Raw genomic sequence first — 22,703 nt, 5'->3', positions numbered from 1 at the left:
CAGACAAATTACTCTTCGTCTTCTGCTGCGTCGTCTTCGTCTACTGCATCTGCTTCCGGTGCAATCTCTTCATCGTCGATCTCAGCTTCCGGCGCAATATCATCTTCGCCTTCCGCCACGCTGCCGTCGATTGAATCCAGCTCTTCCTCTTCAACCGGCTCGGCAACACGCTGCAGTCCGACGACGTTCTCATCCTCAGCGGTACGAATCAGAATCACACCCTGGGTATTACGACCCACGACGCTCACTTCTGACACGCGGGTACGCACCAGCGTACCGGCATCGGTGATCATCATAATCTGATCGCCATCGACAACCTGAACCGCGCCAATCACCGGACCATTACGCTCGGTCACTTTGATTGAGATAACACCCTGCGTCGCACGCGACTTCGTCGGGTATTCGCTGTTGGCCGTACGCTTACCGTAACCATTCTGCGTCACGGTCATAATGGCACCTTCTTCACGCGGCACAATCAGCGACACCACACGATCGCCTTCAGCCAGCCTGATGCCGCGCACGCCAGAAGCGGTACGACCCATGGCACGAACTGCGGACTCTGCAAAGCGAACCACTTTACCGGCTGCGGAGAACAACATCGCTTCATCGTTGCCATTAGTCAGCGCCACGCCGATCAGCTCATCGTCATCACGCAGATTCACGGCAATAATACCGGCGCTGCGTGGACGGCTGAACTCTTTAAGCGCCGTCTTCTTCACGGTACCCAGCGCGGTCGCCATAAAGATATTGAAGCCTTCGGTATACTCACGTACCGGCAGAATCGCCGTAATACGCTCGTTAGCTTCCAGCGGCAGCAGGTTGACGATTGGACGTCCACGCGCGCCACGACTTGCTTCTGGCAGCTGATAAACCTTCATCCAGTACAGACGGCCACGGCTTGAGAAGCAAAGAATCGTGTCATGAGTATTGGCCACCAGCAGACGATCAATGAAGTCCTCTTCTTTGATACGCGCGGCTGACTTGCCTTTACCACCACGACGCTGCGCTTCATAGTCGCTCAGCGGCTGATACTTCACATAGCCCTGATGCGACAAGGTCACGACAACATCTTCCTGATTAATCAGGTCTTCGATATTAATATCAGCGGTGTTTGCGGTGATCTCGGTACGACGATCGTCACCAAACTGATCGCGCATCAGCTCAAGCTCTTCGCGGATCACTTCCATCAGACGCTCGGCGCTTGACAGAATGTGCAGCAACTCAGCGATCTGCTCCAGCAGCGCCTTATACTCATCCAGCAGCTTCTCGTGCTCAAGGCCGGTCAGTTTCTGCAGACGCAGATCCAGAATCGCCTGAGCCTGCTGCTCGGTCAGATAGTACTGCCCGTCACGGATGCCGTACTGCGGATCCAGCCACTCAGGACGCGCGGCGTCATCACCTGCACGCTCCAGCATCGCTGATACGTTACCGAGATCCCACGCCTGGGCAATCAGACCCGCTTTCGCTTCTGCCGGGTTTGGCGCACGACGAATCAGCTCGATGATCGGATCGATATTCGCCAGCGCAATCGCCAGACCTTCCAGGATATGCGCGCGGTCACGGGCCTTGCGCAGTTCAAAGATGGTACGACGCGTTACGACTTCACGACGATGGCGAACGAAGGCGTCCAGAATCTCCTTCAGCGCCATAATCTTCGGCTGGCCCTGATGCAGCGCCACCATATTGATACCAAACGAGGTCTGCAGCTGGGTCAGTGAATAGAGATTATTCAGGACCACTTCACCGACCGCATCACGCTTGATCTCAATCACGATGCGCATGCCGTCTTTATCAGACTCATCGCGCAGTGCGCTGATGCCTTCGACACGCTTCTCTTTCACCAGCTCCGCAATCTTCTCAATCAGGCGGGCTTTGTTCACCTGATACGGCAGCTCATGAATGATGATGGTCTCGCGGCCCGTTTTCGCATCGGCTTCCACTTCGCCACGCGCGCGAATGTAAATCTTGCCGCGTCCGGTGCGGTACGCTTCTTCGATGCCACGGCGACCATTGATAATGGCGGCGGTCGGGAAATCAGGCCCCGGAATGTGCTCCATCAGCGCTTCAATGCTGATGTTCTCATCTTCAATGTACGCCAGGCAGCCGTTGATCACTTCACGCAGGTTGTGCGGTGGAATGTTGGTTGCCATACCCACGGCGATACCGGACGAACCGTTCACCAGCAGGTTAGGGATTTTGGTTGGCAGAACTTCAGGGATCTGCTCAGTGCCGTCATAGTTCGGTACGAAATCGACGGTCTCTTTTTCCAGGTCAGCTAACAGGTCGTGGGCGATTTTCGACATGCGAATTTCGGTATAACGCATCGCTGCAGCGGAGTCGCCGTCGATGGAACCGAAGTTGCCTTGTCCGTCCACCAGCATGTAACGCAGGGAGAAAGGCTGGGCCATACGTACAATGGTATCGTAAACGGCAGAATCACCATGCGGGTGATATTTACCGATAACGTCACCGACGACGCGGGCAGATTTTTTATAGGGTTTGTTCCAGTCGTTACCCAGTACGCTCATCGCATAGAGTACGCGACGATGAACCGGCTTCAGGCCATCACGCACATCGGGTAAAGCTCGGCCAACGATGACCGACATGGCGTAACCGAGGTAAGAATTTTTTAATTCTTCTTCGATATTGACCGGTGTAATTTCTCTCGCAAGGTCGCTCATGGAGCCGCTATCCCTCTACTTAATCCCGGATTTTAAAGGTGCGAAAGTATATCACACTGCAATGCCCGGGTGAACGTTAACCACCGATATCGCCCGCTTTTCCTTACGCCTGAAAGGTGTGCCATCCGCGGTTAAGCGTTTATACTGTGGGCACATTTTGTCAGGAGTTACGATTCAATGAATGCACAACCGCAGAATCATCAGCAGAACGTCGATGCGCAGGAAATTGCCAAATTTGAGGCGGTGGCCTCGCGCTGGTGGGATCTGGAGGGTGAATTTAAACCGCTACACCGCATCAACCCGCTGCGCCTGGGCTATATCGCGCAGCACAGCAACGGTTTGTTTGGTAAAACCGTGCTCGACGTGGGATGCGGCGGCGGCATTTTAGCGGAAAGCATGGCGCGTGAAGGCGCAGTGGTGACGGGCCTGGATATGGGCGCTGAACCGCTGGCCGTGGCACGCCTGCATGCCCTTGAGAGCGGCGTGACGTTGGACTACGTACAGCAGACCGTTGAAGAGCATGCCGAACAGCACGCCGGAAAATATGATGTGGTGACTTGCATGGAGATGCTGGAGCATGTGCCGGATCCGCGCTCGGTGATTCACGCCTGTGCGAAACTGGTCAAACCCGGCGGCGAAGTCTTTTTCTCTACGCTGAACCGCAACCCTAAAGCCTGGCTGCTGGCGATCTTTGGCGCAGAATATGTGCTCCGCATGCTGCCGCGCGGTACGCATGATGTGAAGAAATTCATCCGCCCTTCCGAACTGCTGGGCTGGGTCGATGAAACGACGCTACGTGAACGTAACATCATCGGCCTGCACTACAATCCGGTGACCAACCGCTTCAAACTGGCCCCGGGTACGGATGTCAATTATATGGTGCATACCCATCGCGCCGTATAAGTGATCGGCCCGCCTGAATCAGGGCGGGCTTGCTCTTCCCTTTCCGCTTTTCATCGCCTGCTGACCCCGAAATCATCCGCAACAGAGGCATAGTGTTATCTGCCAGTGGGTTACGTCACACCCACTCTCTTCTGCCTCAGATTTCAGTCCGCGCCATCTGGCAACGCCCTGGGCAGGTAGTCTCTTTTCGCCTTTTTTCCTCCCCTTCAGGGCCGAAAAGGGAGGATTGAATAAGAAATACGCGTCCGATCAAAGTTAGAAAAAAAAGTGTGATCTGGTTGACATGTTGCCAGGCCTTACAAGGCATGGCCTAAGAATTTTCGCCAAAAATACAACCCCTCTATCCATCATTTTTTGCTCTTGTTAAGCGGCCGTAAAATACTAAAATAAGCCCCCATGTAGTTATGGTACTTCCCATCACCCCCAAGATGTAGTGTTTATCCACACATTATTCACAATGAATATGCTGTGCATAAGCCGGGATTTCTTTTAATTTTTGGATACTCACGCAAAGGTAAAAACGCGACATGAACCAGAGTCTGCTCGTTACTAAACGCGATGGCCGCCAGGAGCGCATTGATCTCGACAAAATTCACCGTGTGCTGGACTGGGCAGCTGAAGGGCTGAACAACGTCTCAGTTTCACAGGTGGAGCTGCGCTCTCACATTCAGTTCTATGATGGCATCAGAACCTCTGACATTCATGAGACCATCATCAAGGCCGCAGCAGACCTCATCTCTCGCGATGCCCCTGACTATCAGTACCTGGCTGCCCGCCTGGCGATCTTCCACCTGCGCAAAAAAGCGTATGGTCAGTTTGAGCCGCCGAAGCTTTATGACCAGGTCGTTAAGATGGTCGACATGGGCAAATACGATCGCCACCTGCTGGAAGATTACAGCCAGGAAGAGTTCGCACAGATGGACGAATTCCTCGACCACTGGCGTGACATGAACTTCTCCTACGCCGCGGTGAAGCAGCTGGAAGGCAAATATCTGGTCCAGAACCGCGTCTCGGGTGAAATCTACGAGAGCGCGCAGTTCCTCTACATTCTGGTTGCTGCCTGCCTATTCTCTGGCTACCCGCGCGACACGCGTATGGATTACATCAAGCGTTTCTATGATGCGATCTCCACGTTTAAAATCTCGCTGCCGACGCCAATCATGTCGGGCGTGCGTACCCCGACACGTCAGTTCAGCTCCTGTGTGCTGATCGAGTGCGGCGATAGCCTGGACTCCATCAACGCCACCTCCAGTGCGATTGTGAAATATGTCTCTCAGCGTGCCGGTATCGGCATCAACGCCGGTCGTATCCGTGCGCTGGGCAGCCCGATTCGCGGTGGTGAAGCGTTCCACACCGGCTGTATCCCGTTCTATAAGCATTTCCAGACCGCAGTGAAGTCCTGTTCTCAGGGCGGCGTACGTGGCGGCGCAGCGACACTGTTCTACCCGATGTGGCATCTGGAAATCGAAAGCCTGCTGGTGCTGAAAAACAACCGTGGCGTTGAAGGCAACCGCGTGCGTCACATGGACTACGGCGTTCAGCTTAACAAGCTGATGTATCAGCGCCTGCTGAAAGGCGAAGACATTACTCTGTTCAGTCCGTCTGACGTGCCTGGCCTCTATGACGCGTTCTTCGCCGATCAGGATGAGTTTGAGCGTCTCTACACCAAATATGAGCAGGATAAGAGCATCCGCCAGCAGCGTGTTAAAGCGGTCGATCTCTTCTCGCTGATGATGCAGGAACGTGCTTCAACTGGCCGTATCTACATTCAGAACGTCGATCACTGCAACACCCACAGCCCGTTTGATCCGCGCATCGCGCCGGTTCGCCAGTCTAACCTCTGCCTGGAAATCGCCCTGCCGACCAAACCGCTGGAAGATGTTAACGACGAAAACGGTGAGATCGCGCTTTGTACGCTTTCTGCGTTTAACCTCGGTGCCATCGAAAGCCTGGACGATCTGGAAGAGCTGGCTACCCTGGCGGTGCGTGCACTGGATGCCCTGCTCGACTATCAGGATTACCCGATTCCGGCTGCCCAGCGTGGTGCCATGGGTCGTCGTACCCTGGGTATCGGCGTCATCAACTACGCCTACTATCTGGCGAAGCACGGTGTGCGCTACTCCGATGGCAGTGCTAATGGCCTGACCCACAAAACCTTTGAAGCGATTCAGTACTACCTGTTGAAAGCGTCAAACGAGCTGGCAAAAGAGCAAGGTGCCTGCCCGTGGTTCAATGAAACCACCTATGCGCAGGGCATTCTGCCAATCGACACCTACAAGAAAGACCTGGACGCGATTAGCAACGAACCGCTGCATCTCGACTGGGAGAGTCTGCGTGAAGAGATTAAAACGCACGGCCTGCGCAACTCGACCCTGTCTGCGCTGATGCCGTCTGAGACCTCGTCGCAGATCTCCAATGCCACTAATGGCATTGAGCCGCCACGTGGCCACATCAGCATCAAAGCATCGAAAGATGGCATCCTGCGTCAGGTAGTGCCGGAGTATGAGCGTCTGAAAGATCAGTACGAGCTGCTGTGGGAAATGCCGAACAACGACGGCTACCTGCAACTGGTGGGTCTGATGCAGAAATTCATCGACCAGGCGATTTCGTCCAACACCAACTACGATCCGTCACGCTTTGCCAACGGTAAAGTGCCGATGAAACAGCTGCTGAAAGATCTGCTGACGGCGTACAAGTTCGGCGTGAAAACGCTCTACTATCAGAACACCCGTGACGGTGCGGAAGATGCGCAGGATGACCTGGCACCTTCTATCCAGGATGATGGCTGCGAAAGCGGCGCCTGTAAGATCTAATGGTCAGGCGGGAGATTCTCCCGCCTCATTCATTTCACGAGGCCTGGCTTCGTCTACTTTTGGACAACTTTTATGGCTTACTCCACTTTCTCACAGAACAAAAATGATCAGCTGAAAGAGCCGATGTTTTTCGGTCAGTCAGTCAACGTGGCGCGCTTTGACCAGCAGAAATATGACATCTTTGAAAAGCTGATCGAAAAGCAGCTCTCCTTCTTCTGGCGTCCGGAAGAGGTGGACGTCTCGCGCGACCGTATCGACTACCAGGCGCTGCCGGACCACGAAAAGCATATCTTCATCAGTAACCTGAAGTATCAGACGCTGCTGGATTCGATTCAGGGTCGCAGCCCGAACGTTGCCCTGCTGCCGCTGATCTCGATTCCTGAACTGGAAACCTGGATTGAAACCTGGGCATTCTCTGAGACGATTCACTCCCGTTCTTACACCCATATCATCCGTAACATCGTGAACGATCCCGCGGTGGTGTTTGACGATATCGTCACCAATGAGCAGATTCTGGCGCGTGCTCAGGATATCTCACGCTATTACGACGATCTGATTGAGATGACCAACTACTGGCATCAGCTGGGCGAAGGCACCCATCAGGTCAACGATAAGCAGGTTGTGGTCAGCCTGCGTGCGCTGAAGAAGCAGCTTTATATCTGTCTGATGAGCGTCAATGCGCTGGAAGCAATCCGTTTCTATGTCAGCTTCGCCTGTTCCTTCGCTTTCGCCGAGCGCGAGCTGATGGAAGGCAACGCTAAAATCATCAAGCTGATCGCCCGCGATGAAGCGCTGCACCTGACCGGCACCCAGCACATGCTGAACCTGCTGCGCAGCGGTGAAGACGATCCGGAAATGAAAGAGATTGCGGCAGAGTGCCGTGAAGAGTGCTTTGAGCTATTTAAGAAGGCGGCGCTGCAGGAGAAAGAGTGGGCAGAATATCTGTTCAGCGGCGGCTCGATGATCGGCCTGAACAAAGACATTCTCTGCCAGTACATTGAGTACATCACCAATATCCGTATGCAGGCGGTGGGTCTTGATCTGCCCTTCCAGACGCGCTCTAACCCGATTCCATGGATCAACTCATGGCTGGTGTCTGACAACGTTCAGGTCGCGCCGCAGGAAGTGGAAGTGAGCTCTTATCTGGTCGGTCAGATCGACTCTGAAGTAGGCGCTAACGACTTCGACGACTTCCAGCTTTAATCATGAGCCGTGACGTTGTTATTCTGCGCACTTCCGGCACCCGGCTGGAATGCACAGACGAGCACACCAACCTGCTGACGCTGCTGGAAGCCAACAATCTCTGCGTGGAGTTTCAGTGCCGCGAAGGCTACTGTGGCTCCTGTAGGATGCGGCTGCTGAAAGGCGAAGTGCATTACCCACAGCGGCCGCTGGCCTTTGTGCAGCAGGATGAGATCCTGCCCTGCTGCTGCAAAGCTAAAGGCGAGATTGAGCTTGAGTTATAACTGAGGCGGCGTTCGTCAGATTGCTGCCCAGGTCAAATGCGGGTGAACCTGACAGCAATTGATCAGCCAGAAGCGCAGGGAACACGGTCAGAAGAGGAAAGCGTCCCACGCCATGGATGGCATGGGTAGAGCAGGTCAGGGATGACGGGTTTTGCGTCTTTCCGATCTGACCGTGTTCCCTTCGCAGGCTCGGTCTGAAAGCCACCAAGGCTAAACTGGTCAGCATCCTGAAGTAAAACGGGCGCCTCAGGCGCCCGTTTTATTTTCACTGACATTACTGTCTGACAGTTTCAACCACATCAATCCAGCCGTGACCGGTGCTGACTTCACTGCCGTGCAACCAGCGACGCAGCATGTTCATCGCCATCATCGCCACCACCTTCTGCCGCGTTTCAAGGTTATAGCGACCGGTGCTGAACTTCACGCGCTGACCAAAACTGCCCTCTGGCGTATGCAACGCCACCGAAATCTCTTCCTGTTCCAGGCTGCCAACAGAGAGTGCCAGCGCTGCCTGCTGCTGCGCGGCAAGATCGCGGGTGCGGCTCACCTGCTGCTCCAGCGTCTCCAACTTTGGTGGCAGAATGTCCGCGCCACGCAACGGCACGCTGGCGGCCGCCAGTTGCCAGTAAAGCAGACCGGCGGTGTATTGCTCGCTGACCGCCAGTTGTTCACCGCGCTGCTCCAGCTCGCGGGCCAGCAGTGCCGGCAGACCTTCGGTGCCTTCAAAAATTGTGCACTCCGCCAGAAGCAGACGCACCTGCTGCCACACCTGCTCCATCGCCACCCGCTGGCTGGCCGGGCCGGTAAGCTTGATCTCAATGATTGGCATCGATGAGCGATACCCCATCACCACCCCTTCCGGCAGGGCGAGTGGCTCCAGTTCGGCGGCTATATCACTTTCACCGCGACCAAAGGTGGTCAGCCGCAGACAAACCGGCGGTTCGGGCGGCGAGAATTTTGTTTTCAGACGCGGAATGATCTGTTGCTCCACCATCACTTTAAATTCAGACGGCACGCCAGGCGTGAAGAACATCCAGCAGCGATTGAGTTGCAGGGCAAAGCCACAGGCGGTTCCGACCGGATTATCAATCAGCTCCGCATTGGCCGGGATTTCAGCCTGCTTGCGATTGCTGGCCGCCATCACCCGTCCACGGCTGGCAAACCAGGCTTCCATCTGCTCCAGCCACTCCTGCTGCATCGCCAGTTCAACCCCACAGGCGCGGGCTGCAGCCAGCGCACTAAGATCATCACTGGTTGGCCCCAGACCGCCATTGACGATCAGCACATCGGCTTCATGACTGCGCGCCTGCAGCGTAGCGATCAGCGACTCGAGTGAATCCCCTACCGTGGTGCGACTGGTCATGGGCAAACCCTGCTGGAACAGCATATCCGCCAGCCAGGCTGCATTGGTGTCGACGATTTGGCCATGCAGCACCTCATCCCCGGTTGACAGCATCTCTACTCTAATCACGTCGGATTCTCCTTTTCACGTTTGCTTCACTGTATGAAGTCCACCCGGGAAACACAATCGGCATTACCAGCGATTGTGATTGTTGCGGCTAAGGCAGCACGTTGCGCTTAAATGTCAGAGGGTTGAGCGGGATTCAATGGCGCAGATGAGTGAATTCAGGACAGTAAGAAGTCAACAAAAACGGCGGGATTTCCCCGCCGTTTTTTCACTGCAGTTGTCTGCTACATCTGAATGAGCAGGTCGCGATTAGCGACGGGCCAGCAGCAGACCGAGCACCAGACCGGCAGTTGCGCCAATACCGACGCCCTGCCACGGTTTTTCATGCACGTAATCGTCAGCGCGGTAAGCCGCCTGTTTAGCGCGATAGTAATAGCTATCTGACGCCTGGCTGACACGGGATTTCACATCGTTCAGCGCCTGTTCGGCTTTGCTTTTGAGCTCAATGTACTTCTGATCGGCCGGATCGCCTGATGCCTTAAGCACTTCTTCCAGCGTTTCGGTCAGTAACGCAATATCGTCATCGAGGTTCGTTTCGAATTGATTTGTCTGGTTTACCATCGTTTCCTCCGTGTGAATTGCAAAGCAGTTCACTAACTATAGTCATAATCTGGCGCTCTGCTGTTTTCCTGATCCAGGAATCACCTGATTTTTCATCTGCTAAAGTTGCTCAACTCAGGCGGTGCACCGTTTCGCTGCGCAAAGAAGTGTAAGACGCCACGGCAACCGCCGAATTTCGCTTCGCTTCTTTGATTAATCTGATAAATTTTGTCGGGACTGAATTTTCCAGTAACCCTACTGTCGTACCCCTCTGTTGCCTGTGATTATCGGGCCATAAAAGTGCATTTGGCACAACAGTCACGACACCCTCGAACAGCTAAGGAATGATCTCTGGCATGAATCGAAGAATGTTTATGAAAGCGTCAATGGCCTTCTCCGCCGTCAGCGGCATGACCGGCCTGTCAACGCTGTTTGCGCAATCCGCATGGGCAGAAGATGGCATTGCTGACGGAACCGCCGTACGCTTCGATTTTGACGTACTGAAGAAAAACGCGGCCGCGCTGGCTAAAAAACCCTGGGGCGGTGCACCAGGCGCGCTGCCGGAGACGCTGGCTACACTGACCCCGCAGGCGTACAACGAAATTCAGTATGACGCTAACCACTCGCTGTGGAATAACCTGCCTGACCGTCAACTGGATGTGCAGTTCTTCCATGTTGGTATGGGCTTTAAGCGTCGCATCCGTATGTTCTCTGTTGACGGCGCAAGCCGCGAGGCGCGCGAAATTCATTTCCGCCCCGAGCTGTTCAACTACAACAACGCCCACGTGGATACAAAGCAGCTGGAGGGCAAAACTGACCTCGGCTTCGCCGGTTTCCGCGCCTTTAAAAAGCCGGAGCTGGCCCGTCGCGACATCGTCTCTTTCCTCGGCGCAAGCTACTTCCGTGCCGTTGACGATACCTTCCAGTACGGTCTCTCGGCGCGTGGCGTGGCGATTAACACTTTCAGCAACGGTCAGGAAGAGTTCCCGGACTTCACCGCCTTCTGGTTTGAAACGCCAAAAGCGGAAGATACCACTTTCACCTGTTACGCCCTGCTGGATGGTGCCAGCCTTACCGGTGCTTATAAGTTCATCATTCATTGCGAAGAGAAACGCGTGGTGATGGAAGTAGAAAACCACCTGTTTGCCCGTAAAGAGATCCGTCAGATCGGCATCTCGCCAATGACCAGCATGTTCAGCTGCGGCACCAACGAACGTCGCATGTGCAACACTTACCATCCGCAGATCCACGACTCCGATCGTCTGGCGATGTGGACCGGTAAAGGCGAATGGATTGCCCGCCCGCTGAATAATCCGCAGCGTCTGCAGTTCAACGCCTATGAAGATGAGAATCCGCGTGGCTTTGGCCTGCTGCAGCTGAATCACGACTTCAAAGATTACCAGGATGTGATTGGCTGGTATGACAAACGTCCGAGCCTGTGGGTTGAGCCGGTCGGCAAGTGGGGCAAAGGCGCGATCAACCTGATGGAGATCCCAACCACGGGTGAAACGCTGGATAACATCGTCTGCTTCTGGCAACCGGCGGAACCGGTCAAAGCGGGTAGTGAGCTGAACTTCTCCTACAAACTCTACTGGAGTGGTCTGCCGCCAGTGCGAAGCGGTCTGGCGCGTGTGGATGCCACCCGTACCGGTATCGGTGGCTTCCCGGAAGGCTGGGCGCCTGGCGAGCACTTCCCTGAAACCTGGTGCCGTCGCTTCGCCATCGATTTTATTGGTGGTGATCTGCAGGCTGCCGCGCCGAAAGGCATTGAGCCGGTGATTACTGTCTCATCGGGCAGCGTGAAGCAGGTTGAAATTCTGTATGTCGATCCGCTGAAGGGATACCGCATTCTGTTTGACTGGTATCCGAACAGTGATTCCACTCAGCCGGTGGAAATGCGTCTGTTCCTGCGTAGCAAGGATGAGACGCTGAGTGAAACGTGGCTTTATCAGTATTTCCCGCCTGCGCCGGATCAGCGCAAATATGTCGATGACCGTCAGATGACGGTGGGTTGATGGAAACAGGCGAGGCTCAGGCCTCGCCTTTTTTATAGCGCAGTTTTCACCATATCAATATGCGGAATGCCATCTTCCAGGTAGCTCTCCCCTGCCGCCACAAAGCCATACTGCCCGTAAAAATTTTCCAGATGTGCCTGAGCGGAGAGAAACAGATCGTGACCCGGCCAGTGCAGCTGACAACGGCTGATCGCCTTCTCCATCAGACGGCTGCCCAGCCGCGCACCACGCACCCGATCGGACACAATCACCCGTCCGATTTTTACCGGGCTGGTCTTATCTTCCGGCGAGAGAAGTCGCGCATAGGCCACCAACTGGCCATCCGCTATCCCCAGCAGATGCCGGTTTCCTGCCTGCAAATCTTTGCCATCCACATCCTGATACGCGCACTGCTGTTCCACGACGAACACGGCACTGCGCAATGCCAGTAAGTCATAAAGTTCCCGGGCGGTGAGTTCGCTATGGTGTTTATCCTGCCAGTCAATGTTCATGGTCTCTCCTTGCTAATCACAACACGCTACATCAGAACGGTGCCGCCATCCAGCATCGGCAGGGTTACCTCGTCTTAAAGGCAAAAAAAATCAGGCCCGGAGGCCTGATTCATCAGTTGCAGATACCTGCTTACATCAGCGGCTGAGCCATCTGCACCAGTCTGATCAGCGGCTGCGGGTAAACCCCTAACAGCAGCACCAGAATGGCGGAGATCAGCACGACCACACCACCGGCCGTAAATGCCCAGTTAGCCGGGGTGTCACGGGTATGCAGTTCCGGCGGGCTGAGGTAGAGACTGACCGTCACGCGCAGATAGTAATAGAGGCCAATCGCGCTGCCCGCGACCACGGCACCGGTCAGCCACCACAGGTGAGCACTGACACCTGACGCGATAACGTAGAATTTACCGATAAAGCCCAGCGTCATCGGGATACCTGCCAGCGACAACATCATCACCGTCATGACCGCAGACAGGACAGGACGATGCCAGAACAGACCACGATAGGAGTAGAGCGAGTCGGCATCCGGGCCACGATACGGGCTGGACATCAGGCTCACCACACCAAAGGCACCCAGGCTGCTGAACAGATAACCCGCCAGGTAAACACCCGAGGTTTCCAGCGACAGCTGATGATCTTTCACCGCAATCAGCGCGACCAGCAGATAACCGAGATGGGCGATAGAGGAGTAACCCAGCAGACGCTTGATGTTGCTCTGCGAAATCGCCATCAGGTTACCGAACAGAATCGACACAAACGCGATCATGGCCAGTACCGTTCGCACCGCTTCGCTGTCAGTCACCGGCGCATACATGAACAGACGCATGATGACACCGAAGATGGCAATCTTGCTGGCGGTGGCCAGGAAGGTTGAAACCGGTGCAGGCGCCCCCTGATAAACATCGGGCGTCCAGAGGTGGAACGGAACCAGCGACAGCTTGAAGCCCAGACCGATAATCATCATGCCCAGACCCACCAGCAGCAGTGGCTCGTGGATCATGCTGTCTGTCAGGCTCTGACCCAGCGCCACGAAGCTCAGGTTACCGGAATCAGCGTAGATCAGCGCAATGCCAAACAGCAGGAACGATGAGGCCGCCGCAGAAAGAATGGTGTATTTCAGCGCCGCTTCCAGCGAACGTTTCTGGCGGAAAGCGTAGCCAATCAGACCAAACAGCGGTAGCGACAACAGCTCAATGCCGATGAACAGCGAAGCCAGATGGTTAGCACTGGCCAGCACGATGCCACCCAGCGCCGCAATCAGCACCAGCAGGTAGAACTCATCTTTGTTGTCCGGGTAACCCGCCAGCCATGGATAGGCAAAGGTACAGGTCGCCAGGCTCGCCAGCATCACCAGCGCGGTGTAAAACATCGAATAGCCATCGACGCGCAGCAGCGGCGTGACATCCATTGCCCCGACCTGACCGACAAAGTAGAGCGAGAGCAGCGCCAGGTTCAGGCCAACTACCGTTAGCGTGGCATTAACGAAGTGGTTGCGTCGCCAGGCAATGGACAGCATCACAACCACCACCGTCAATCCGACGATTAACAGCGGTAGCAACGCAATCAATTGGTGAGGAGTTATTGTCATGGCGAATTACGGCCTTGTAGTTGAAATTGAAGCGGTAAACCACTGCTGAATATTGCTCATGGCAGCGTGCGAAGTATCCAGAATCGGCTGTGGATAGACGCCCAGCAGCACCAGCAGCACCACCAGAACACCGATGGTCATAAACTCACGCGGTGACATGCCTGGCAGCGGATCTTTCGATTTCGCTTCGCCGTAGTAAGCACGCTGCATCATCACCAGCGAGTAAATCGAAGCGAACACCAGACCAAAGGTCGCGATGATGATAATCATCGGCACCACCTGGAAGCTGCCGGTCAGAATCATAAATTCGCCGACAAAGTTACCGGTGCCCGGCATACCGAGGTTGGCGACAGCAAAGAACAGCGACAGACCCGGAATCCATTTGATGCGCGACCACAGGCCACCCATCTGACGCATATCACGGGTATGCAGACGCTCATACAGCTGACCACACAGAATGAAGAGTGCCGCAGCGGACAGACCGTGTGCAATCATCTGAATCACCGCACCCTGCAGCGCCAGCTGGCTGCCGGTGTAGATGGCAATCAGCACAAAGCCCATGTGCGAAATCGAGGTATAGGCAATCAGACGTTTGATGTCGGTCTGCGAGAAGGCCATCCAGGCACCGTAGAAGATACCGATGATGCCTAACCACATGGCAATCGGCGCAAACTCGGCTGACGCGTTCGGGAACAGCGGCAGGCTGAAACGGAGTAAGCCGTAAGCCGCGGTTTTCAGCAGGATACCCGCCAGGTCAACAGAACCGGCTGTGGGCGCCTGACTGTGCGCATCCGGCAGCCAGCCGTGCAATGGCACAACCGGCATCTTGACCGCAAAGGCGATAAAGAAGCCCAGCATCAGCAGATATTCAACCCCGCTCGACATTGGCGTCTGCAGCAGCTGTTCGTAGTTGAATGTCCAGACGCCGGTCGCGTTGTAGTGGACAAACACCAGGCCCAGAATCGCAATCAGCATCACCAGACCCGAAGCCTGGGTATAGATGAAGAATTTGGTCGCAGCGGAGATACGGGTTTTACCGTCCGATGCTTTATGACCCCAGAGCGCGATGAGGAAGTACATCGGCACCAGCATCATTTCCCAGAAGAAGAAGAACAGGAACAGGTCGATGGAGAGGAACACACCGATTACGCCGCCCAGGATCCACATCAGATTCAGATGGAAGAAGCCCTGATACTTTGAAATCTCATTCCAGGAACAGAGCACCGCCATCAGACCGAGCAGACCGGTCAGCACCACCATCAGCAGCGACAGGCCATCAATGGCTAAATGAAAGCTGATGCCGAAGCGTGGGATCCACGGAACGGAGAAACTTGACTGCCACTGCGGAATGCCCGCTGCCTGCGTCAGTGAATAGCCTCCCTGCAACCAGAGTTGCAGTGAAAGCGCCAACGTCAGCCCCATGGTGATCAGCGCGATCCAGCGTGGCACCTTCGCGCCAAGGCGCTCAGTGAGCCAGCAGATCAGACCGCCGACGAAGGGTATGATAATTAGCCAAGGTAATAACACGGCACACTTCCCTTTTCTTTGTCTTAGTTCGGGCTATCTTACTTGCCATTTTGATTCCCGGCAGTACTCGCAATCCTCACATACCTCGGTATGCTCCGGTTGCTGTGCGCTGGCGGTAACCAAACTGGCTGCGACGATAACGCCCTTGCTCAGGACAATTTTTGACATTCTCAATGGGCAGATTAACTAACCTGCCCCGCTCATCAATCTTTAAATCACCAGCAGCAGAGCCAGCACCAGCACGGCACCCACACTCATTGACGCCACGTACCAGCGCAGGTAGCCATTTTCACTGACCACCAGACCTTTATTGGCAATGCGTGACAGCAGCGCAGGCAGGTTCATCAGACCATTCAGTGGGTCGCGCTTCAGCAGCCACGCAATACCCAGGTAAGGTTTGACGAACACTTTATCGTAGAGCCAGTCGAAGCCCCATGCCGCAAACCACCAGGTGCCGAAGAAGCGGCCCGGTGCACTGTTTGCGATACGGGTTACCAGCTCACGTTTGCCCAGCCACAGTGCGGCAGCGATCAGAATGCCGACAATCGCGACCACGCCCGAGGTGATTTCCAGTCCCACTTTGCCCGCTTCACCGAACTCATTGGCTGGCAGTACACCCGCCAGCGGTGGCGTAATCAGCGCACCAATAAAGGTGGAGAGCAGCAGCAGCACAATCAGCGGCAGATGATGGGTAATGCCTTTACCGGCGTGTGCATGAATTTTCTCTTCGCCATGGAACACGATGAAGATCATGCGGAAGGTATAGATGGAGGTCAGGAACGCCCCGACCAGACCCGCTACCATCAGATTAATGTGGCCGTTAGCCAGCGCACCAAACAGAATTTCATCTTTACTGTAGAAGCCCGCCGTAATCAGCGGCAGTGCCGCCAGCGCCGCGCCACCGACCAGGAAGCAGGTGTAGACCAGCGGAATGCTCTTACGCAAGCCACCCATTTTGAAGATGTTCTGCTCGTGATGGCAGGCCAGAATCACTGAACCTGATGAGAGGAACAGTAATGCTTTAAAGAAGGCGTGCGTCATCAGATGGAAAATCGCCGCATCCCACGCCTGAACGCCCAGCGCCAGGAACATGTAGCCAATCTGGCTCATGGTAGAGTAAGCGAGAACGCGTTTGATGTCGGTCTGCACCAGCGCGGCAAAGCCCGCCAGCACTAGGGTAACCGCCCCGATGATACCAACCAGATGCAGCACTTCCGGCGTCAGCAGGAAGAGACCGTGGCTGCGGGCAATCAGGTAAACACCCGCCGTCACCATGGTCGCGGCGTGAATCAGCGCCGAAACCGGTGTCGGACCCGCCATCGCATCGGCCAGCCAGGTCTGCAACGGCAGCTGCGCAGATTTACCGACCGCGCCACCCAGCAGCATCAGCGTCGCCCACTGCAGCATATGGTTGTCTGCGGCAAAGTGCGCCGGAGCCAGTTCCATCATCTCGCGGAAGTTCAGCGTGCCCAGCTCGTTGTAGAGAATGAACAGACCGAATGCCAGGAAGACGTCGCCCACGCGGGTAATGATGAACGCTTTCATCGCCGCTTTGCCGTTTTCCGGATTGCTGTAGTAGAAACCGATCAGCAGATAAGAGCAGAGCCCTACCCCTTCCCAGCCCAGATACATCAGCATCAGGTTATCGGCCAGCACCAGAACCACCATGCTGGCGATAAACAGGTTGGTGTAGGCGAAGAAGCGGGAGTAGCCCTCCTCTCCACGCATGTACCAGGAGGCGAACATATGAATGAAGAAGCCGACGCCGGTTACGACCGACAGCATGGTCAGCGACAGGCCGTCCAGCGTCAGATTCACCTTCATGTCGAAATTGCCGACATGCATCCACGTCCAGAGTGCCTGGGTGTAAGCTTGCTGGCCATTGGCGAAGAAGTCGAAACCGATCATTGCCGTAGTCAGTGCTGCCAGACCCACCGATCCCATACCCACCGTGGCCGACAGGTTCTCTGACCAGCGACCGCGGGAAAACGCTAACAGCAGAAAGCCGATCAGCGGAAACAAGACAGTTAAATAGAGAAGATTCATCCGCGCATCTCGCTCACAGTATCAATGTTCAGCGTCTGACGACGACGATAGAGCTGAAGCAGCAGTGCCAGACCAATACTGGCTTCCGCTGCCGCCAGGCTGATAGCCAGGATATACATCACCTGTCCATCGGCCTGACCCCAGTAGCTCCCGGCAACCACCAGAGCTAAAGCGGCGGCGTTGATCATGATTTCAAGGCCGATCAGCATAAACAGCAGATTGCGGCGTATCACCAGCGACGTCAGTCCAAGGACAAACAGCACGGCAGCAAGAATCAATCCATGTTGTAACGGGATCATGCGTTCTCCTTTTTCACCTGAGCGGCGTCAGCATTACGGTTACTCAGGACTTCGCCCTGACGCTCTTCACGACCGATATGGAACGCCACGACCAGACCCGCCAGCAGCAGCATCGAAGCCAGTTCAACCGCCAGCACGTAAGGACCAAACAGGCTGATGCCGACCGCTTTGGCGTCGATGATGGTGCCATCAATGCCCTGGTCATTGGCTGTCAGGATGGCGTAGATCATTACCACCAGCAGCAGTAATGAAACGATGCCCGGTCCAATCCACAGCGACGGACTGAGCCACTCGCGCTCCTGCTTCTCGGTCTGTTTGCCCAGGTTCAGCATCATAACCACGAAGACGAACAGCACCATGATGGCCCCGGCGTAGACGATGATCTCCAGGGCACCGGCAAAATAGGCCCCCATCGAGAAGAAGACGCCCGCAATCGACAACAGCGAAACGATCAGGTACAGCAACGCATGTACCGGATTAGTGTGGGTAATGACGCGCAACGTCGTCAGCACCGCCACCAGTCCGCAAAGATAAAACGCAAATTCCATGCCTTGCTCCTTAAGGTAATAAGCCTTTGACGTCGATAGGCTTCGCTTCGTTTTCCGCTTCGCCCTTATCTTTACCGTCAATCGCCATACCTGCCATGCGGTAGAAGTTGTACTCCGGATATTTACCCGGCCCCGAAATCAGCAGATCGTCCTTCTCATACACCAGATCCTGACGCTTAAACTCACCCAGTTCAAAATCGGGCGTCAGCTGAATCGCCGTGGTCGGACAGGCTTCCTCACACATGCCACAGAAGATGCAGCGTGAGAAGTTGATGCGGAAGAACTCCGGGTACCAGCGGCCATCTTTGGTTTCAGCTTTCTGCAGTGAAATACAGCCAACCGGACAGGCAACCGCACACAGGTTACAGGCAACGCAACGCTCCTGGCCGTCCGGATCGCGGGTTAACACGATACGGCCACGATAGCGCGGTGGCAGATAAACCGGCTCTTCCGGGTACATCTGCGTTTCACGTTTGGCGAAGGCGTGCAGCCCGATCAGCCAGATACTGCGAACTGTCGTGCCGAAACCTACGACAATATCTTTCAAAGTCATTTGTTAACCCCTTACGGCGCTGTGTAGAGAATCACTGCGGCAGTCGCCAGCAGGTTCAACAGCGTCAACGGCAGACACACTTTCCAGCCGAATGACAGCACCTGGTCGTAGCGTGGACGCGGAAGCGCAGCACGGATCAGGATGAACATCATCATAAAGAACGCCGTTTTCAGGGCGAACCAGATGAACGGCGGCAGGAAAGGTCCGTGCCAGCCACCAAAGAACAGCGTTACGATCAGCGCTGAAACGGTGGTAATCGCCACATATTCGCCGACAAAGAACAGGCCGAACTTCATACCGGCATATTCAATGTGGTAGCCGTCCGCCAGTTCCTGCTCCGCTTCTGGCTGGTCAAACGGATGACGGTGACACACCGCCACGCCCGCAATACAGAAGGTCACGAAACCGAAGAACTGCGGAATGATGTTCCAGAGATGCGTCTGGCTGTTGACGATATCGTTCATATTGAACGAGCCCGCCTGTGCTACCACACCCATCAGCGACAGACCCAGGAACACTTCGTAGCTCAGGGTCTGCGCCGAGGCGCGCATCGCACCCAGCAGCGAGTATTTGTTGTTACTCGACCAGCCAGCAAACAGCACCGCGTAGACCGCAAGGCCCGCCATCATCAGGAAGAACAGCAGACCGATATTCAGGTCTGTTACCATCCAGGTGGGCGAAACCGGCACGATAGCAAAAGCCAGCAGCAGTGAAACAAAGGCGATAACCGGTGCAAGGGTAAAGATAAAGCGGTCGGTAAACGGCGGGACCCAGTCCTCTTTGAAGAACATTTTGATCATGTCCGCCACCAGCTGCAGCGAGCCGCCCCAGCCTACGCGGTTTGGCCCATAACGGTTCTGGAACAGGCCGAGCAGACGACGCTCGGCGAAGCTCATGAACGCGCCGCAGGCCACCACCACCAGCAGAATCACGATGGCTTTAACAATGGCCAGCAGAATGTCGATAACGTCCGGTGTTAACCAGCTCATTGCGCCGCCTCCTGCAGAGTGTCGATTTTACCGTTCGCCAGGAATGGTGGAACGCCCGGCATACCCAGCGGCAGACCAATCTGTCCCGCCTGCAGTGACGCCGAGAAACGGACCGGCAGACGCACTGTCTCACCGGCACAGCTGAACTCCACCGCCGCGCCATTGTTGACGCCCAGTTTTGCCGCATCCTCCGGGTTAATCACCAGCGCAGGCTCAGCCATACGCTGCTGGAAGACCGGTGAACGCTGTGACATCTCTTCGCTGCCGAACAGCCGATATAAAGGTGCCACACGCCACTGCGCATCACTGATAAAGGCTTTTGGCACGCTAGTGAACCACGGTAACTCACCTGCGCTGGCTTCAAACAGGCGCACGCCCGGATCGCCATGACGCAGTTTGCCGCCCACTTCTGCCTGGAACTTGTTCCACGCCTGCGGTGAGTTCCAGCCTGGTGCCCAGGCAAACGGAATCTGTGAGCGTGGTGCAGAGGGCTGGTTGTTACCTTCCATTGAGAAGGCGAACATCGTGTCCTGGTCCTGCGGCTGACGCGGTTCATGAACGCTGATATTCGCGCGCGCGGCAGTACGTCCACTGGCACGGATCGGAGAGCGTGACAGTTTCTGACCACGGATGCGGAAGCTGGCGTCCGGGGCGGCTTCTTTAATGCCCGCGAGCTGTGGCAGACGGGTGACCACCGCATCGATCACGTGATCGAGCTGGGTCCAGTCCACATGACGACTTTCCAGCGTGCTGTGCAGCGAGTGCAGCCAGCGCCAGCTTTCCAGCATCACAATGTTGTTGTCGTAATAGGCAGGGTCGTAAACCTGGAAGAAGCGCTGAGCGCGGCCTTCATGGTTAATCGAGGTGCCATCACTTTCAGCAAAGCTGGCGGTAGATAACACCAGACCCGCTTTCTCGAGCGTTGCAGTACGCTGATGATCAACCACAATCACGTTAGTGGTCTGAGCCAGTGCCGCATCTACCAGTGCTTTCGGCGCATGGCGATAAAGGTCATTTTCCAGCACCACCAGCGCATCGGCTTCACCGTTGCTCAGCTGCTCCAGCGCCTGCTCCAGCGGATTGCCGCCAATCATGCCCAGGCCGATGCTGTTCGCGTGACCTGCCAGCAGAGTAATGCCGACATCTGCACCGCGTGCCTTCAGGGCTTTCGCCACGTTAGCCGCGGCTTCAATCACTGCGCTGCTGCCTGAGTGGGTACCGGAGATAATTAAGGGCTTTTTCGCGCCGGCCAGCGCCTGCACGACAACATCCATTTTCCCGCTGAGTTTGCTGTCGAAATCGGTGACCGCAGGTGCAGACTCATCCAGTGCACTGGCGATAGCGAAGCCGAGGCGCGCCTGATCTTCAACCGGCGCACGATAGCTCCATGCCGCGATATCATCCAGACGGGTTTCATCAACGTGGGTAACAAACAGCGGATGTTTGGCGTTCTGACCGATGTTCATGATGGCGGCGATCTGCCAGTCTGCGACTTTCTGCGCAGCGGCCATATCACGCGCTTTGCCTTTCACTGCCTGACGCACAGAGAGCGCCACGCGTGCGCCCACCTGTGTCAGGTCTTCACCCAGCACCAGCACCGCGTCGTAGCTTTCAATTTCACGTAGCGATGGCGTATAGATACCGCCCTCGCGCAGGACGTTGAGCATCAGTTCAAGACGAGCCTGTTCGCCCGCTGCCATGCCGGTTGAGAAGTTCTCTGCACCCACCAGTTCACGCAGGGCGAAGTTACTTTCAATGCTGGCGCGCGGCGAGCCGATACCAATCACTTTCTTCGCCTGACGCAGCAAATCTGCACCAGCGTTAACCGCCTGCTCTGCGTTCAGTGTGACCCAGTCGTTGCCGCGCAGCAGCATCGGCTGACGTGGGCGATCTTTACGGTTCACGTAGCCATAGCCAAAGCGGCCACGGTCACACAGGAAATAGTGGTTTACAGTGCCGTTATAACGGTTTTCGATACGGCGTAACTCACCATAACGTTCACCCGGGCTGGTGTTACAGCCAACGCTGCACTGCTGGCAGATGCTCGGCGCAAACTGCATATCCCATTTACGGTTATAGCGTTCGGAGTGGGTTTTGTCGGTGAAGACGCCGGTCGGGCAGATTTCAACCAGGTTGCCGGAGAATTCGCTCTCCAGCGTGCCATCTTCCGGGCGACCAAAGTAGACGTTGTCGTGCGCGCCGTAGACACCCAGATCTTTGCCATCGGCATAATCTTTGTAGTAACGCACGCAGCGGTAACAGGCGATACAGCGGTTCATCTCATGGGAGATGAACGGGCCGAGATCCTGATTACGGTGGGTACGCTTAGTGAAGCGATAGCGGCGGAAGCTATGGCCGGTCATGACTGTCATATCCTGCAGGTGACAGTTACCGCCCTCTTCACACACCGGGCAGTCGTGCGGGTGGTTGGTCATCAGCCACTCCACCACGCTTTCGCGGAACTCTTTCGCTTCGCCATCATCGATGGAGATGAATGTGCCGTCAGAGGCCGGCGTCATGCAGGACATGACAAGACGGCCGCGGGTATCTTCGGCATTCTGGAATTGCTTTACCGCACACTGGCGGCAGGCCCCAACGCTTCCCAGCGCCGGATGCCAGCAAAAGTAAGGAATATCAAGGCCCAGAGAGAGACATGCCTGTAGCAGGTTGTCCGCTCCGTTCACATCATACTCTTTACCGTCTACATGAATTGTAGCCATAGTGACATGCTTCCGTAAGGCTCGTCAGAGACGAGCGTTAATCATATTCTTGCCCC

17 protein-coding genes are annotated in these 22,703 nt (G+C 55.6%); 5 read left to right on the top strand and 12 right to left on the bottom strand.

Annotation, left to right across the window (positions count from 1 at the left end):
* Positions 1-8: 8 nt before the first annotated feature.
* Entirely contained in the window at positions 9-2,681 is a 2,673-nt protein-coding gene (gyrA, locus tag IV493_RS05040; RefSeq protein ID WP_147789452.1) for a DNA topoisomerase (ATP-hydrolyzing) subunit A, read from the bottom strand.
* A gap of 177 nt (positions 2,682-2,858) precedes the next feature.
* On the opposite strand from gyrA, the gene ubiG reads away from it, so the two are divergent.
* From ubiG to yfaE, 4 genes are all read left to right on the top strand, one after another.
* Complete coding sequence (gene ubiG / locus IV493_RS05035; RefSeq protein WP_013358561.1) at positions 2,859-3,584, top strand: bifunctional 2-polyprenyl-6-hydroxyphenol methylase/3-demethylubiquinol 3-O-methyltransferase UbiG; 726 nt, start codon at positions 2,859-2,861, stop codon at positions 3,582-3,584.
* Between the two features lie 527 nt (positions 3,585-4,111).
* Entirely contained in the window at positions 4,112-6,397 is a 2,286-nt protein-coding gene (nrdA, locus tag IV493_RS05030) for a class 1a ribonucleoside-diphosphate reductase subunit alpha (RefSeq protein ID WP_013358562.1), read from the top strand.
* A 72-nt stretch (positions 6,398-6,469) separates the two neighbouring features.
* The gene (gene nrdB / locus IV493_RS05025) at positions 6,470-7,600 is read left to right on the top strand and encodes a class Ia ribonucleoside-diphosphate reductase subunit beta (protein WP_013358563.1); all 1,131 of its coding nucleotides are present in this window, start codon (positions 6,470-6,472) and stop codon (positions 7,598-7,600) included.
* Positions 7,601-7,602: 2 nt separating this feature from the next.
* A complete protein-coding gene (yfaE, locus tag IV493_RS05020) occupies positions 7,603-7,863 on the top strand; it encodes a class I ribonucleotide reductase maintenance protein YfaE (protein WP_013358564.1) in 261 nt (86 codons plus the stop codon).
* A 274-nt stretch (positions 7,864-8,137) separates the two neighbouring features.
* Here yfaE and IV493_RS05015 read toward each other — a convergent pair whose 3' ends face one another.
* Together IV493_RS05015 and elaB are read right to left on the bottom strand one after the other, a co-directional pair.
* Positions 8,138-9,334, bottom strand: a complete 1,197-nt coding sequence (locus IV493_RS05015) for a nicotinamide mononucleotide deamidase-related protein YfaY (RefSeq protein ID WP_195857825.1) — start codon at positions 9,332-9,334, stop codon at positions 8,138-8,140.
* Positions 9,335-9,580: 246 nt separating this feature from the next.
* Entirely contained in the window at positions 9,581-9,892 is a 312-nt protein-coding gene (gene elaB / locus IV493_RS05010; protein ID WP_013358566.1) for a stress response protein ElaB, read from the bottom strand.
* A gap of 335 nt (positions 9,893-10,227) precedes the next feature.
* On the opposite strand from elaB, the gene IV493_RS05005 reads away from it, so the two are divergent.
* Entirely contained in the window at positions 10,228-11,886 is a 1,659-nt protein-coding gene (locus tag IV493_RS05005) for a glucan biosynthesis protein D (protein ID WP_013358567.1), read from the top strand.
* 32 nt (positions 11,887-11,918) lie between these two features.
* Here the strand turns inward: IV493_RS05005 and IV493_RS05000 are convergent, their stop codons facing one another.
* The 9 genes from IV493_RS05000 to nuoG all read right to left on the bottom strand — a co-directional run bounded on the left by IV493_RS05000 (position 11,919) and on the right by nuoG (position 22,647).
* Positions 11,919-12,377 (bottom strand): GNAT family N-acetyltransferase, encoded by a 459-nt coding sequence (locus IV493_RS05000; RefSeq protein ID WP_013358568.1) that lies wholly within the window; start codon positions 12,375-12,377, stop codon positions 11,919-11,921.
* Positions 12,378-12,507: 130 nt separating this feature from the next.
* On the bottom strand, positions 12,508-13,965 hold the full coding sequence (nuoN, locus tag IV493_RS04995; RefSeq protein ID WP_013358569.1) for an NADH-quinone oxidoreductase subunit NuoN: 1,458 nt from the start codon (positions 13,963-13,965) through the stop codon (positions 12,508-12,510).
* Positions 13,966-13,971: 6 nt separating this feature from the next.
* Positions 13,972-15,492 carry an NADH-quinone oxidoreductase subunit M gene (gene nuoM, locus IV493_RS04990; protein ID WP_010258081.1) on the bottom strand — a complete coding sequence of 507 codons (1,521 nt, stop codon included), beginning with the start codon at positions 15,490-15,492 and terminating at the stop codon, positions 13,972-13,974.
* Positions 15,493-15,702: 210 nt separating this feature from the next.
* Complete coding sequence (gene nuoL / locus IV493_RS04985; protein ID WP_147789455.1) at positions 15,703-17,538, bottom strand: NADH-quinone oxidoreductase subunit L; 1,836 nt, start codon at positions 17,536-17,538, stop codon at positions 15,703-15,705.
* Positions 17,535-17,837 carry an NADH-quinone oxidoreductase subunit NuoK gene (gene nuoK, locus IV493_RS04980; protein ID WP_003854236.1) on the bottom strand — a complete coding sequence of 101 codons (303 nt, stop codon included), beginning with the start codon at positions 17,835-17,837 and terminating at the stop codon, positions 17,535-17,537. Before nuoK ends, nuoL begins: the two co-directional genes overlap by 4 nt.
* On the bottom strand, positions 17,834-18,385 hold the full coding sequence (nuoJ, locus tag IV493_RS04975; protein ID WP_003854237.1) for an NADH-quinone oxidoreductase subunit J: 552 nt from the start codon (positions 18,383-18,385) through the stop codon (positions 17,834-17,836). The genes nuoK and nuoJ overlap by 4 nt, the downstream gene beginning before the upstream one ends.
* A gap of 10 nt (positions 18,386-18,395) precedes the next feature.
* Complete coding sequence (gene nuoI, locus IV493_RS04970) at positions 18,396-18,938, bottom strand: NADH-quinone oxidoreductase subunit NuoI (protein ID WP_003854239.1); 543 nt, start codon at positions 18,936-18,938, stop codon at positions 18,396-18,398.
* Positions 18,939-18,949: 11 nt separating this feature from the next.
* The gene (nuoH, locus tag IV493_RS04965; protein ID WP_003854240.1) at positions 18,950-19,927 is read right to left on the bottom strand and encodes an NADH-quinone oxidoreductase subunit NuoH; all 978 of its coding nucleotides are present in this window, start codon (positions 19,925-19,927) and stop codon (positions 18,950-18,952) included.
* Positions 19,924-22,647, bottom strand: coding sequence for an NADH-quinone oxidoreductase subunit NuoG (gene nuoG, locus IV493_RS04960; protein WP_195857824.1), 2,724 nt, complete (start codon positions 22,645-22,647; stop codon positions 19,924-19,926). Before nuoG ends, nuoH begins: the two co-directional genes overlap by 4 nt.
* Between the last annotated feature and the right edge of the window lie 56 nt (positions 22,648-22,703).

It is taken from the genome of Pantoea sp. SM3640 (assembly GCF_015654165.1).
GTDB classification, from domain to species: Bacteria; Pseudomonadota; Gammaproteobacteria; order Enterobacterales; family Enterobacteriaceae; genus Pantoea; species Pantoea vagans.
The sequence above is the reverse complement of the archived record's forward strand: the minus strand, read 5'-3'. Positions and strand labels throughout refer to the sequence as shown.